Origin of the sequence: Micromonospora sp. NBC_00389 (assembly GCF_036059255.1) — a bacterium.
GTDB lineage: Bacteria > Actinomycetota > Actinomycetes > Mycobacteriales > Micromonosporaceae > Micromonospora.
Genome location: NZ_CP107947.1, coordinates 598,231 through 611,415, shown reverse-complemented (window position 1 = coordinate 611,415; position 13,185 = coordinate 598,231). Strand labels below are relative to the sequence as shown.

Below are 13,185 nucleotides of genomic sequence, written 5' to 3'. Positions count from 1 at the left end.
GCATGAAGCGCCCAGCGGATCTCGCCACGCGCCACGGCCGGGGCCCGCCGACCAGCCGCCGACCCCGCCTTGGCAGACCGGCGGAACTGTCGTACGGTGACACGCAAGTAACCCACGGGAGCCCGGTGTACCGGGCTGAGAGGGGGGCTGACAGCCCCCGACCGTCGAACCTGATCCGGGTAATGCCGGCGCAGGGAGGAGAGTTGCCGTGCCGTCCCTTGGGCGACTGCATCTGATCACCGACACCCGACCTGGGCGGGATCCGCTCACCGTGGTCCGGGCCGCCCTCACGGCGGCCCGCGCCGACCTGGTGGTGCAGGTCCGGGTCGAGGACTCCGCCACCGACCGCGAGGCGTACGACCTGGCCCGCCGGGTGCTGGCGCTCTGTGCGCCGTACGGGGCGAACTGCCTGGTCAACGACCGGCTGCACGTGGCGCTGGCGGTGGGCGCCGCCGGTGGGCACGTCGGGGCCAACGACCTGCCGGTCGCCGCCGCCCGCCGGGTGCTCGGCCCCACCGGTGTGCTGGGAGCCACCGCCCGCGCGCCGGGGACGGCGGTCGAGGCGGTCGCCGCCGGGGCCAGCTACCTGGGCGTCGGGCCGTGCCACGCCACCAGCACCAAGTCCGGGCTACCCGACCCGATCGGCCCAGCGGGGGTACGCGCGGTCACCGGCGCCGTCGACGTGCCGGTCATCGCGATCGGCGGGGTGACCGCCGACCGGGTGCCGGCGCTGCGCGACGCCGGGGCGTACGGGGTGGCCGTCGTCGGCGCGATCTCCGCCGCCGCCGATCCCGCCCGGGCCACCGCCGAGCTGCTCGGGGCGCTGACGTGCTGACCGGCCGGTCCCCGTCGACGCGATCCGACGACCGGGCCCGGCCGGACGTGGCGGTGGTGGGGGCGGGCCCGATCGGGTTGGCGATCGCCTGGCGGTGCGCCGCGCGCGGGCTGCGAGTGGAGGTGCACGATCCGGCCTCCGGCTCGGGGGCGTCGGCCGTGGCCGCGGGCATGCTCTCCCCGGTCGCCGAGGCGTACTTCGGTGAACGGCAGTTGACTGGGTTGCTGCTGGCGTCCGCCGCCCGCTGGCCGGCGTTCGCCGCCGAGCTGACCGAGGCGACCGGCGCCGAGCTCGGCTACCGGACCGAGGGCACCCTGATGGTCGGGCTGACCGGCGACGACCTGGCCGAGGCGCGCCGGCTCTGGGCGTACCAGCAGGGGTTGGGACTGCCGGTGACCCCGCTGCGCCCCACCGAGCTGCGCGACCGCGAGCCGGCGCTCGCCCCGCGGGTGCGCGGCGGCGCGCTCGCGCCCACCGACCACCAGGTCGACCCCCGGCTGCTGGTGCCGGCGCTGCGCACGGCCGCCCGGCGGGCCGGCGCGGTGCTCGTGCCGCAGCCGGTCCGGCACCTCTCCGAGGTGGACGCCCGGATCACCGTGGTCGCCGCCGGCTGCGGCGCCGCCGCCCTCACCGGCCTGCCGGTGCGGCCGGTGAAGGGCCAGGTCCTCCGGCTGCGCGCGCCCGACGGCGTTGCGCCGGGCTTCCGGCACGTGATCCGGGGGTACGCCGACGGCGAGCACGTCTATCTGGTGCCCCGCGTCGACGGCGAGGTGGTGCTCGGCGCGACGGTCGAGGAGCGGTCGGACACCACGGTCACCGCCGGCGCGGTGCTGCGCCTGCTCCGTGCCGGCGTCGACCTGCTCCCCGAGTTGGCCGAGTACGACCTGGTCGAGGCGGTCGCCGGGCTGCGCCCGGGCACCCCGGACAACGCGCCCATCCTCGGGCCGCTGCCCGGCCGGCCGGACGTGCTGGCCGCCACCGGGCACCACCGGCACGGCATCGTGCTCACCCCGGTCACCGCCGACCTGATCGCCGACCGGGTGACCACCGGCGTGCCCGATCCGCTGCTCGCGCCCTTCCGGCCCGACCGCTTCTCCAGCGACTTCCCGGAATCCACCGGTGCGGTCGGTGTCGGTGGGCTGGCTGGGTCCGGTGCGGTCGGTGTTGGCGATCGGACGATGGAGGAGGACCGATGGAGTTGACGGTTAACGGCGCCGGACGCAGCGTCCCAGGTGGCGCGTCGGTGGCCGACCTGGTCCGCGACGTCGCACCCCAGCAGCGCGGGGTGGCGGTCGCGGTCAACGGCGAGGTGGTGCCCCGGGCCGGCTGGCCGGCGATGGTGCTGCGCGACGGTGACCGGGTCGAGGTGCTCACCGCCGCGCAGGGCGGGTGAGTGGCGTGCCGTTCGAGCTGGGCGGAGTGACGTTCACCTCGCGGCTGATCCTCGGCACCGGCGGAGCCGCGAATCTGCACGTGCTGGAGCAGGCGATCCGGGCGTCCGGCACGGAGCTGGTCACCCTCGCACTGCGCCGGGTGGACACCGCCCCGGGCTCAGCCGGTGGGCTGTTGGAGCTGCTGGACCGGTGCGGGGTACGGCTGCTGCCGAACACCGCCGGCTGCTACACCGCCCCCGAGGCGGTGAAGGTGGCCCGACTGGCCAGGGACGCGTTCGACACCGACTGGATCAAGCTGGAGGTGATCGGCGACGAGCGGACGCTGCTGCCCGACGGGGTGGAACTGCTCCGCGCCGCCGAGGAGTTGGTCGCCGACGGCTTCACCGTGCTGCCGTACACCAGCGACGACCCTGTGCTCGCGCGCCGGCTGGCCGACGTGGGCTGCGCCGCGGTGATGCCGGCCGGCGCGCCGATCGGCTCGGGGCTCGGCATCGGCAACCCGCACCACATCCGGCTGATCCGGCAGGGCGTGGACGTGCCGGTGATCCTCGACGCCGGCATCGGCACCGCGTCCGACGCGGCCCTGGCCATGGAGCTGGGCTGCGACGCGGTGCTGCTGGCCAGCGCGGTCACCCGGGCCGCCGACCCGGTGACGATGGCCACCGCGATGCGGTACGCGGTCGAGGCGGGCCGCCTGGCCGCAGGCGCCGGGCGGATCGCCCGCCGCTTCCACGCCCTCCCGTCCACTCCGGACGAGGGAAGACCCGACCTGTGACCCCCACCCCACCTCCGTCGGCGCCGGGACGAAGCCCCGCAGATCTTGGACCGGATTCTTCCAAGACCTCGGCGGGGACCGTGCCGTCGGGCGTCGTGGTGTTGACGGATCGGCTGGTGGCGCGGGGGCCGCTTGACCTGGTCGTGGCGGGGGCCGTGGCTGGGGGAGTGCGATGGGTGGTGCTGCGGGAGAAGGATCTGCCCCGCGCCGAGCGTGCCGCCCTCGCCGCCGACCTGCGCGCGATCCTCAGCGAAGCCGGCGGAACCCTGATCGTGGCCGGTCCCGACCCGCTCGGCGGCGACGCCGTCCACCTGCCCGCCGCCGGCCCGTACCCGCCACCGACCCACCCGCTGGTCGGCCGATCCTGCCACAACCAGGCCGAGCTGCGCCGCCTCACCACCGAGCACTACACCACCCTCTCCCCGGTCCACCCCACCAGGACAAAGCCGGGCTACGGCCCACCCCTGGGCACGGCAGGGCTGCAAGAGCTGATCCAGGCCAGCCCGGTGCCGACCCTCGCGTTGGGAGGCATCGAAACCCCGGCCCAGGTCACCGCCTGCGTCCAGGCGGGAGCCATCGGAGTAGCGGTACTCGGCGCAATGATGCGAGCCGAAGACCCCACCGAAGCAGCCACGACCCTGACCAGAGCCTTCGAAAAGGCGGTCACCCCGATGACGCAAACCCGGCGCGGAGCCGCGCAGGTCCCCACGACGGGGCTGCGGCCGACCGTGCCCACGCAGGGATCAAGCCTGACCGCCCGGAGTGGGCACGGTCGGCCGCAGCCCTCAACAGCAACCACCGGAGACCCAAGATGACACCGAGCACAGTGCTCACCATCGCCGGCTCCGACTCCGGCGGCGGCGCCGGCATCCAGGCCGACCTCAAGGTCTTCGCGGCGCTCGGCGTGTACGGCACCAGCGTCCTCACCGCCGTCACCGCACAGAACACCCGGGGCGTCGACGCCGTCCTGCCGCTGCCCCCGCGCACGGTCACCGAACAGCTCGACAGCGTGCTCAGCGACTTCACGGTCCGTGCGGTCAAGACGGGCATGCTCGGCACCCCCGCCGTCGCCGACGCGGTGGCCGAGGCCGCTCGGGACGGCCGGCTGCCCCAGCTCGTCGTCGACCCGGTGCTGGTCGCCACCAGCGGCCACCGGCTCGGCGTGGTCAGTGCGGCGGAGCGGCTGCTTCCGTACGCCCGGGTGGCGACGCCGAACTGCGCGGAGGCCGCGGCCATCACCGGACGCCCGGTGGACGACGTGGCCGGGATGGTGGTGGCCGCCGAGGCCCTCGTGGCCGGCGGTCCGGAGTACGTGGTGGTCACCGGCGGCGACCTGGACGGGGGAGAGGCGGTCGACGTGCTGCACGGCGGCGGCGTGACCACCCTGCTGCGCGCCCCACGCGTTGCCACCCGGCACACCCACGGCACCGGGTGCTCGTTCTCGGCGGCGATCGCCGTGCGGCTCGCGCTGGGCGATCCGGTGCCGGCGGCGGTCGGGGCCGCCAAGGAATACGTGCTCCGCGCGCTGACCGGCGCGCGGAGTTGGGAGCTGGGCGCGGGACGCGGGCCGCTGGACCACTTCGGCTGGTCCGCTTGATCACCAGGGAGGCTGTCATGCAGGCACGAGGCAAGGCGTACGTCGAGGGGTCGCGGCCGGATCTCCGGGTGCCGTTCGCCGAGGTGGCGCTGACCGGCGACCATCCACCGGTACGGCTCTACGACACGTCCGGCCCCGGCTCGGACCCGGAGGTGGGGCTGCCGCCGCTGCGGGGTCGGTGGATCGCCGAGCGGGGTGACGTCGCCCCGGTGCGGGGCGCGGGTACGCCACTGGCCGGGGTGGCCGGGCGCCGCCCGACCCAGCTCGCCTACGCGCGGACCGGAGTGGTGACGCCGGAGATGGAGTTCGTGGCGATCCGGGAGAACGTCGACCCGGAGTTCGTCCGGGCCGAGATCGCGGCCGGTCGGGCGGTGCTGCCGCTCAACGTGAACCACCCGGAGTGCGAGCCGGCGATCATCGGAAAGGCGTTCCTGGTCAAGGTGAACGCCAACATCGGTACCTCGGCGGTCAGCTCGTCGGTCGCCGAGGAGGTGGAGAAGCTGACCTGGGCCACCCGTTGGGGTGCGGACACCGTGATGGACCTGTCCACCGGCAAGCGGATCCACGAGACCCGCGAGGCGATCGTGCGGAACTCGCCCGTGCCGATCGGGACGGTGCCGATCTACCAGGCCCTCGAAAAGGTCGGCGGCGACCCGGTGAAGCTCAGCTGGGAGGTGTTCCGGGAAACCGTGATCGAACAGGCCGAGCAGGGCGTGGACTACATGACGGTGCACGCCGGGGTGCTGCTGCCGTACGTGCCGCTGGCGGTGGACCGGGTGACCGGGATCGTCTCCCGGGGCGGCTCGATCATGGCGGCCTGGTGCCTGGCGCACCACGAGGAGAACTTCCTCTACACGAACTTCGCCGAACTGTGCGCGCTGCTGGCCCGCTACGACGTGACCTTCTCCCTCGGCGACGGGCTGCGGCCCGGCTCGATCGCCGACGCCAACGACGAGGCGCAGTTCGCCGAGCTGCGCACCCTCGGCGAGTTGACCACGGTGGCCTGGGAGCACGACGTGCAGGTGATGATCGAGGGTCCGGGGCACGTGCCGATGCACAAGATCAAGGAGAACGTGGACCTGCAGCAGGAGTGGTGCCACGAGGCGCCGTTCTACACGCTCGGCCCGCTGACCACCGACATCGCCCCGGCGTACGACCACATCACGTCGGCGATCGGCGCCGCGATGATCGGCATGTTCGGCACCGCGATGCTCTGCTACGTCACCCCGAAGGAGCACCTGGGCCTGCCGGACCGGGACGACGTGAAGGCGGGCGTGATCGCGTACAAGATTGCGGCGCACGCGGCGGACCTGGCCAAGGGGCACCCCGGCGCGCAGGAGTGGGACGACGCGCTGTCGAAGGCGCGGTTCGAGTTTCGCTGGGAGGACCAGTTCAACCTGTCGCTGGACCCGGAGACGGCGCGCTCGTACCACGACGCGACGCTGCCCGCCGAGCCGGCGAAGACGGCGCACTTCTGCTCGATGTGCGGCCCGAAGTTCTGCTCCATGAAGATCACCCAGGAGCTCAAGGAGTACGCGGCCCGTGGCATGAAGGACAAGTCGGAGGAGTTCGTCTCCGGCGGTGGCCGGGTCTACCTGCCGCTGGCCTGATCAACCGCACGGCGCCGGCCCGCTCGAAAGGTGGCGGGCCGGCGCTCGGGTGCGGCGGTGCAGGTCGTCGGTCGGGGTCAGTCGCGGTGGTGTCGACCGGTGGAGCGCAGCGAGCGACGACCGTTCTCCTGCTCCGGCTCGTTGTCCGCCACCGGCTTGCTCAGGCCGGCGACCCAGTCGACGAACTCCTCGTCCTGGGTCGGCAGCGGCTCCGCCGTTTCCGGTGCGGTCTGGCTCTCCTCGTCGGCCCGGGACCGGTTGCGGCGGAACAGGCCGCCGATGCGTCCCCGGCGGGAGGGCTGCTCGGCGTCATCCGTCGGCGTGGCCGCCCCACCGTCGGCGCTCGCCGGGCCGCCGGTGGCGTCACCCGCCTGGGCCGGCCCGACGGCCTGCTCCGGTATGACCGGAGACGCAGCGGTCGGGGTGGTGGGTGCCGCCGAGCTGTCCTGCGGGTCTGCCGGCCCGGCGGGTCGGGGGGCTGTGAAGGCGTCCCAACGGGTGGCTCGGCCCAGGTCTGGCAGCGGGGCGCGGTGCCGGGGCCGGGGCGTCCACTCGGGCTCCTCCGGCCCGGTCGCGGCGTCCGATGCGGTCGGTTCGGCGTCATTCGTCTGCGGCGTTGCCGTGGATGCTGCGGTGACCGGCCAGACCGGCGCGGCCGGCGTCCACCGGTCCGCCGCCGGGTTGCCGGCGGTCGCCGTCCCGAACAGCCGGCCGACGGAACCGCTCTCGGTCACGGGTCGCTCGGTGTCGGTGGCCCGGTCGGTCCCGGCCGTGTTGGCGGCAACGAATTGAGCGGCCGGGTCGGCCGTGACGGCCGGCTCCGAGGTCGCCGCCGGGTTGGCCGTGGCGGTCGGCTCCGAGGTCGCCGCCGGGCCGGTGGCGGCGACCGGGGTTGCCGGAGTCCCGGTGCCTCGGCCGGATGCGGTGCCCTGGGTCTCCTTGCCCGGCCGGAAAACAGTGCTGGCCTTGCCGGACCCGGCACCCGTTCCCTTGCCGGTCCGGCTGGCCTTCGCGGTGTCCGCAGCGGTCGTGCCGTCGGACACGTCCGTGGTCGTTTCCGCCGGGGTGGCCTTCGGCTTGCGCGTCCGGCGCGGCTTGGGTGCCGGGGCGGCGGCCGTGCCCGCGTCGGTCGTGCCCATGTCGGTCGTGGCCGTGCTGGTTGTGGCCGGCACTGCGGTGCTGGCCGCACCGTCATCGCCGGGGCTGCCCGTCGGACTGGCGGCCTTGGCGTCGGTCCGGTCCGACGTGGCGGTGGTGGCCGCCGGGGCGGCCTCGCTCGGGGTACGACCACCGGCGCGGCGGGGTGACCGGCCCCCGGCCGGGCCGTCCTGGACCGGCTCGCCGGTGGCCGTCCGACCGGTGATCGGCTCGCCCGCTGGGGCGGTCACGGCGGGGTCCGGTGCGGCGTCGGTGTGGTGGCGGGGGCGGCCGGCCGGTCGGGGAACGGTGGCGTCCTCGGGGCCGGTCGGGTCGATGGGGACCGGACCGTGCTGGCCGCTCGCCGTGGTAACCGGCCAGTCCCAGTATGCCGGGACGGTGCGGACGGTGCCGGTGGAGTCGCCGTCGCGCCGGTCCTGGCCGGTGCCGGCCAGTTCGGCGCCGGTAGGCGCGACGGTTTCCCGGTCGTCGGCCGAACCCGCCGGCCCGGCGCCGGGCAGGGCTGGGCCGGCGGGCAGCGGCCGCAGGATGTCGGTGGGTTCGATCGCCTGCGGATCGGAGGTGCGGGCATGCACCGGCCAGCGCAGCAGGGCGGCGGCGGCCGCGCCGAGCACGCCGGCGAGGACGGCGATCAGCGCACCGTAGTAGGGGGTGGCCTGGTAGCGGCCCACCGCGTCGCCGGGGCCGGCGGTCAGATAGGCGAATGCCACCAGCGCCGGGCCGGCCACCCCGGTGGCCCCGCTGATCAGCGGGATCTGGCCCCGCCAGCGGGAAAAGCCGGCGGTCGCCGCACCGGCGAGCAGTGCCGTGGTGGGCAGCAGGAGCAGCCCCAGCCGCTGTGCCGCGCCGTCGTCCAGCCAGCTCGGCTCGAGTACGCCGAGCCGGACCGTGGGCAGCGGGCCGGTGGTGCCGAGCGACGGCAGGACGGAGATCAGGGCAAGCACCCAGACGATGCCGGCCACGGCCGCCATGTTCCAGCCCAGCTCGGGTCGGAGCAGGACGCCGATAGCCGCGCCGGCCCCGATCACCGCGCCGAGCACGGCGCAGATGCCGACCGCCCAGACCGGGTCCACGGAGATCAACTCGGCGGCCCGGGCCGGCTGCATGCAGAGCGGAGCGACGATGGTGGCGCCGAGCGCGGCGGCACCCCCGACGGCCAACTGCCGACCGGTGGTGGTCGGCAGCCCGTCCCGGCGGGCCAGCCGTCCGGTCAGGACGGCGCCGACCACTGCGGCGTTCGCGGCGAACCAGCCCACCCAGACGAGCTGGGCCGGCCACTGGTTGACGGTCGTACCGGTGAAGGCGCCGGTGAGCCGGACGATGCCGAAACCGTACGCGACGCCGAGCTGGCCGGCTCCGGCCAGCACGCTCACCCCGAGCGCCGTGAGCAGCAGTCTGCCCCAGGTCCGAAAGGCCATGTCCGGCACGTTACGCACCCGGTACACCCGATCGCCACCGGCGCGCCGCGCGGCGTGGCGGCCCGCCGCCGGCGGGTCTACTTGAGTTCGACCAGCCGAGCCAGGTAAGTCGTGTCCCCGACATTGGTGAGCATGTGCACCGCGCCCGGGTCCCGGTAGACCACTCCACCGGTGGGCTCGTCGGCGTCGATCCGGGTGCCGTCGACCGTCTGAATGACGTTCTTCGCGCCCTCGATCGCCACCACCAGATAGGGGTGGTCGTGCCGGTGCAGCGGCTGTCGCTCGCCCGGTTCGAGCCGGATGTGCCAGACCCGGACCCGATCGTTCTCGTACACGATCTCCTGGCCCACCGGCCCGAGTTCGGTGCTGTCGATCACGTCGCTCATCGTTCTCCGTCCAGTTGCGGGAGCACCTCGGCGGCGATCAGCTCAAGGTGGTCGAGGTCAGCGAAATCGATCAGGCGCAGGTGGACCCGGGTGGCGCCGATCGCGGCGAACTCGCCGATCCGCTGCACGAGCTGCGCGGGCGAGCCGACCACCGGGTCTTCCGGGGGCAGAGCGCTCTTCTCGTGCAGTGGCGCGGCCCGCCGCTGCGCCTCCGCGTCGGTCCGCCCGATGGCCACCACGATCCCGGCGGAGAGCACCAGCGGTGCCCGTCCGGACTCGGTCCGGCCGGTCCGGTCGCACGCCTCCTGCACCCGCTCGTACGCCCCGGCGGTCTCCGCCACGGACTTGAACGGCATGTTGAACTCGTCGGCGTACCGGGCGGCCAGCTCGGGGGTGCGCTTGGGACCGCGCCCGCCCACGATGATCGGCGGCCCGGGCACCTGCACCGGCTTCGGCAGGGCAGGGGCGTCCACCAGCTGGTAGTGGTCGCCGGAGTAGCTGTACGTCTCGCCCGCCGGGGTCCGCCACAGCCCGGTGATCACCTCAAGCTGTTCGGCCAGCCGGTCGAAGCGCTCGGCCACCGCCGGGAACGGGATGCCGTACGAGAGGTGCTCGCGCTCGTACCAGCCAGCGCCGATACCCAGCTCGACCCGGCCGCCGCTCATCTGGTCGACCTGCGCGACCATCACCGCCAGCGGACCGGGTGGCCGGAAGGTGGCCGACGTCACCAGGGTGCCGAGCCGGATCCGCTGGGTCTCGCGGGCCAGCGCGGCGAGGGTCAGCCAGGCGTCCGTGGGGCCGGGCAGGCCCGGGTCGGTGCCCATCGACTGGTAGTGGTCGGCGCGGAGGAAGCCCTCGAAGCCGCCCGCCTCGACCAGCCGGGCGAACCGGAGCTGGTCGTCGTAGCTGGCGCCCCGGTGCGGTTCGGTGAAGACCGACACCCGCATGTTCATCGTCCTTCCGCGCCGGCCACGGCCGGCTGGTCACGTTCCATCAACAGCTCGTGCAGGTCGGCGCTGACCTGGGCGACGTCCGCGAGGTGGGCGTTGCGGCCCAGGGTGCGGGGCCGGGGGATGTTCACCTCGACCACCTTGCGGATCCGGCCGGGCCGGGGGCTCAGCACGACCACCCGGTCGGCGAGCAGCACCGCCTCGTCGATCGAGTGGGTGACGAAGATGATGCTCGGCCGGTTCTCCATGTGCACCCGCTGGAGTTCGCCCGAGAGCTCCTCGCGGGTGAGCGCGTCGAGCGCGGAGAACGGCTCGTCCATCAGCATCACCCGGGGCTCGCCGATCAGCGACCGGCACAGCGACACCCGCTGCTGCATGCCGCCGGAGAGCTCGTGCGGCAGCCGCTTCTCGAAGCCGGACAGCCCGGCCACGTCGAGCAGTCGCCGGGCCCGCTCGCGGTGCTTGGCGCGGCTCCAGCCGAAGATCTCCACCGGCAGCAGGACGTTGTCCAGCACGGTGCGCCAGGGCAGCAGCGCCGGCTTCTGGAACAGCATGGCGATGTCCCGGCGGGGCCGGGTGATCGGCGTACCGGCCACGGTGATCTCGCCGGCGGTCAGCGGGAGCAGCCCGGCGACCAGCCGCAGCAGGGTGGACTTGCCGCACCCGGAGCGCCCGAGCACGGCGACGAACTCGCCATCGGCGACGTCGAGGTCGATGCCCCGCAACGCCTCCACCCGGCCGGATCGGCCCTCGAAGGTACGGGACACCCCGGACAGTCGGATCATCTCCGGCGGACCTCCGCTGAGTGGACGGTCAGGAATCCGGCAAAGGTTATCCGGCTCGTCTCCCTATCGCACCGTCCGGGGTGGTCGTCAGGTTGTTTCCGTTCCGCAACGCGGTACGCCTGGCGTCGCAAAGGTGGGTTTCTCGTACGCTGTGCCCGCGAAGAGTCCCCTCACGACGGCGGTGCCCGGCTTCCACCCCCCTCGCCGGTCCCGCCACGACAACCCCCTCCGGTGGCCTGCCGGCCCCGGTCGGAAAGGACATGGTGCACTGATGAGAAGGCTGACCCGTACGGTCGCTACGGCCGCGCTGGCCACCGCCCTCGCCCTCGTCTCCGCCTGCAGCAGCGGGTCGGACTCGTCCGACGACGCCAAGGGCGGCAACGGCGGGGCTCTGGAGAAGGTGACCTACCTCACCTCCTTCGGTAACTTCGGCCGTGACTCCTACGCCTGGGTGGCGAAGGACAAGGGCTTCTTCAAGGAGGCCGGCTTCGACGTCGAGATCAAGGCCGGTCAGGGCACCGGTGGTGTGATCCAGACCGTCGTCGGTGGCCAGGCCGACTTCGGGCCGATCGACCTCACCGGCGGTCTGCTCCAGCTCGGCAACGGCCAGGCGAAGGACTTCGTCGCGGTGGCCGCGATCCAGCAGCGCACGATGGCCGGCATCGCCACCGTCGAGGGCAAGAACATCGCCTCCCCGAAGGACCTGGAGGGCAAGAAGCTCGCCGACACTCCCGGGTCCGTGGTCCGCAACCTGTTCCCGACGTACGCCCGGCTCGCCGGCGTGGACGTCAACAAGGTGACCTGGGTCAACGGTGAGGCGCAGGCGCTGATCGGCACGCTCGCCTCCGGTTCGGTGGACGGCATCGGCCAGTTCGTCGTGGGTCAGCCGACCATCGAGGCGGTGGCCAAGAAGAAGGCCGTCATGCTGCCGTACAGCAACGTGATGCAGGACCTCTACGGCAACGTGCTGATCACCTCCTCGAAGATCGCCAAGGAGAAGCCCGAGATGGTGAAGCGGTTCACCGCGGCGCTGCTCAAGGGCCTCGAGTACAGCCTGGCGAACTCGAAGGAGGCCGCCGACATCCTGAAGAAGAACGTCGACGCCACCAACCCGGCCTCGGCCGCCGCCGAGCTTGAGCTGATGGCGGCGTACGTCCGCTCCGGTAACTCCGGCACCGCGATCGGCACCCTGGACAACGGCCGGGTAGCCAAGAGCATCGCGATCCTGCAGGGCGCTGGCGCCCTGAAGCAGAACATCACCCCCGAGCAGATCATCGACTTCAGCCTCACGCCGAAGGCCTGATCGCGCGCCGTCACCAGGGGTACGTCCCGCCGATTCCGGTGGGGCGTACCCCCGTCGGCCCATTGGGCCGTGGGATTTCGAGGAGGACAAGATGACCGACGTCCGGGCAGCGGAGCCGGTGGCGGGGGTGCCCACGCCCCCGGGTGCCGGCCCCGAGGTGGGGCGAGCGGGTCGGGGCGCCGGCCTCCGCTCCGGGGCCGGGGCGGCGTTGCTGCCCGTGGCCGGCCTCCTGGTCGCCCTGGCGGCGTGGTGGTTGATCGCCCGGCTGGAGTTGGTCCACCCGGCGGCCCTGCCACCGCCGGGCGATGTGCTCGCCGCTTTCACCGACAAGCCGGCCCGGATGCTGGAGCACACCTGGGACACCCTGCTGGAGATCCTGATCGGCTTCGTCCTGTCGGCGGCGGCGGGTGTCCTGATCGGACTCTCCCTGGCCAGCTCCCGCACGGTGGAGCGGATGTTCACCCCGCTGCTGGTCGCCATCAACGCGGTGCCCAAGATCACACTGGGTCCGCTGCTGGTGGTCGCACTCGGCTGGGGTCAGAAGCCGATCCTGACCATGGTGTTCCTGCTCTGCTTCTTCCCGATCGTGCTCTCCACCGCGACCGGGCTGACCACCACCCCGGCCGACCTGGCCGAGCTGGTGCGCTCCTGGAACGCCTCCCGCTGGCAGGCGTTCCGCAAGGTGCGCTTCCCGGCCGCGCTGCCGCAGATCTTCGTCGGGCTCAAGGTGGCCATGCCACTGGCGGCGATCGGCGCGGTGATCGGTGAGTTCCAGGCCGGCGAGACTGGCCTGGGCTACGTCATCCTTCAGTACGCCGGTGTCGGCGACACCGCCACCGCCTGGTCGGCGATCATGCTGGTGGCGCTGGTGAGCATCCTGCTCTACTCGACGCTGGTGCTGGTCGAGCGGCTCGCCCTGCCCTGGGTACGGGAGACCACCAGCAGCCGCTGACCACCGAGGTCGTCGCCGAAGC

Annotated in this window: 13 protein-coding genes and 1 riboswitch; of the genes, 9 read left to right on the top strand and 4 right to left on the bottom strand. The window is 73.4% G+C overall.

Annotated elements, in window-relative coordinates; all coding sequences use genetic code 11:
• Positions 1-104 precede the first annotated feature (104 nt).
• Positions 105-214: riboswitch (TPP riboswitch) on the top strand.
• The 7 genes from thiE to thiC all read left to right on the top strand — a co-directional run bounded on the left by thiE (position 209) and on the right by thiC (position 6,211).
• Complete coding sequence (gene thiE, locus OG470_RS02885) at positions 209-835, top strand: thiamine phosphate synthase (RefSeq protein ID WP_328420477.1); 627 nt, start codon at positions 209-211, stop codon at positions 833-835. It overlaps the preceding riboswitch by 6 nt.
• Entirely contained in the window at positions 829-2,037 is a 1,209-nt protein-coding gene (gene thiO / locus OG470_RS02880) for a glycine oxidase ThiO (RefSeq protein ID WP_328420475.1), read from the top strand. The genes thiE and thiO overlap by 7 nt, the downstream gene beginning before the upstream one ends.
• Positions 2,028-2,228, top strand: a complete 201-nt coding sequence (gene thiS, locus OG470_RS02875; RefSeq protein ID WP_328420473.1) for a sulfur carrier protein ThiS — start codon at positions 2,028-2,030, stop codon at positions 2,226-2,228. The genes thiO and thiS overlap by 10 nt, the downstream gene beginning before the upstream one ends.
• The gene (locus OG470_RS02870; RefSeq protein WP_328420471.1) at positions 2,225-3,004 is read left to right on the top strand and encodes a thiazole synthase; all 780 of its coding nucleotides are present in this window, start codon (positions 2,225-2,227) and stop codon (positions 3,002-3,004) included. The genes thiS and OG470_RS02870 overlap by 4 nt, the downstream gene beginning before the upstream one ends.
• An 80-nt stretch (positions 3,005-3,084) precedes the next feature.
• A complete protein-coding gene (locus tag OG470_RS02865) occupies positions 3,085-3,819 on the top strand; it encodes a thiamine phosphate synthase (protein ID WP_328420470.1) in 735 nt (244 codons plus the stop codon).
• Positions 3,816-4,601 carry a bifunctional hydroxymethylpyrimidine kinase/phosphomethylpyrimidine kinase gene (gene thiD, locus OG470_RS02860; protein ID WP_328420468.1) on the top strand — a complete coding sequence of 262 codons (786 nt, stop codon included), beginning with the start codon at positions 3,816-3,818 and terminating at the stop codon, positions 4,599-4,601. The genes OG470_RS02865 and thiD overlap by 4 nt, the downstream gene beginning before the upstream one ends.
• A gap of 17 nt (positions 4,602-4,618) precedes the next feature.
• Positions 4,619-6,211 (top strand): phosphomethylpyrimidine synthase ThiC, encoded by a 1,593-nt coding sequence (thiC, locus tag OG470_RS02855; protein ID WP_328420466.1) that lies wholly within the window; start codon positions 4,619-4,621, stop codon positions 6,209-6,211.
• 77 nt (positions 6,212-6,288) lie between these two features.
• Here thiC and OG470_RS02850 read toward each other — a convergent pair whose 3' ends face one another.
• The 4 genes from OG470_RS02850 to OG470_RS02835 form a co-directional block, all read right to left on the bottom strand.
• The gene (locus OG470_RS02850) at positions 6,289-8,787 is read right to left on the bottom strand and encodes a hypothetical protein (protein ID WP_328420464.1); all 2,499 of its coding nucleotides are present in this window, start codon (positions 8,785-8,787) and stop codon (positions 6,289-6,291) included.
• A gap of 77 nt (positions 8,788-8,864) precedes the next feature.
• The gene (locus OG470_RS02845) at positions 8,865-9,173 is read right to left on the bottom strand and encodes a cupin (protein ID WP_328420462.1); all 309 of its coding nucleotides are present in this window, start codon (positions 9,171-9,173) and stop codon (positions 8,865-8,867) included.
• Positions 9,170-10,120 carry an LLM class F420-dependent oxidoreductase gene (locus OG470_RS02840; RefSeq protein WP_328420460.1) on the bottom strand — a complete coding sequence of 317 codons (951 nt, stop codon included), beginning with the start codon at positions 10,118-10,120 and terminating at the stop codon, positions 9,170-9,172. Before OG470_RS02840 ends, OG470_RS02845 begins: the two co-directional genes overlap by 4 nt.
• Positions 10,121-10,122: 2 nt before the next feature.
• Positions 10,123-10,908, bottom strand: a complete 786-nt coding sequence (locus OG470_RS02835; RefSeq protein ID WP_328420458.1) for an ABC transporter ATP-binding protein — start codon at positions 10,906-10,908, stop codon at positions 10,123-10,125.
• 271 nt (positions 10,909-11,179) lie between these two features.
• Between OG470_RS02835 and OG470_RS02830 the strand changes: the two genes are divergently transcribed.
• Positions 11,180-12,211, top strand: a complete 1,032-nt coding sequence (locus OG470_RS02830; RefSeq protein WP_328420456.1) for an ABC transporter substrate-binding protein — start codon at positions 11,180-11,182, stop codon at positions 12,209-12,211.
• Between the two features lie 91 nt (positions 12,212-12,302).
• The gene (locus OG470_RS02825; RefSeq protein ID WP_328420454.1) at positions 12,303-13,163 is read left to right on the top strand and encodes an ABC transporter permease; all 861 of its coding nucleotides are present in this window, start codon (positions 12,303-12,305) and stop codon (positions 13,161-13,163) included.
• Positions 13,164-13,185: the final 22 nt, after the last annotated feature.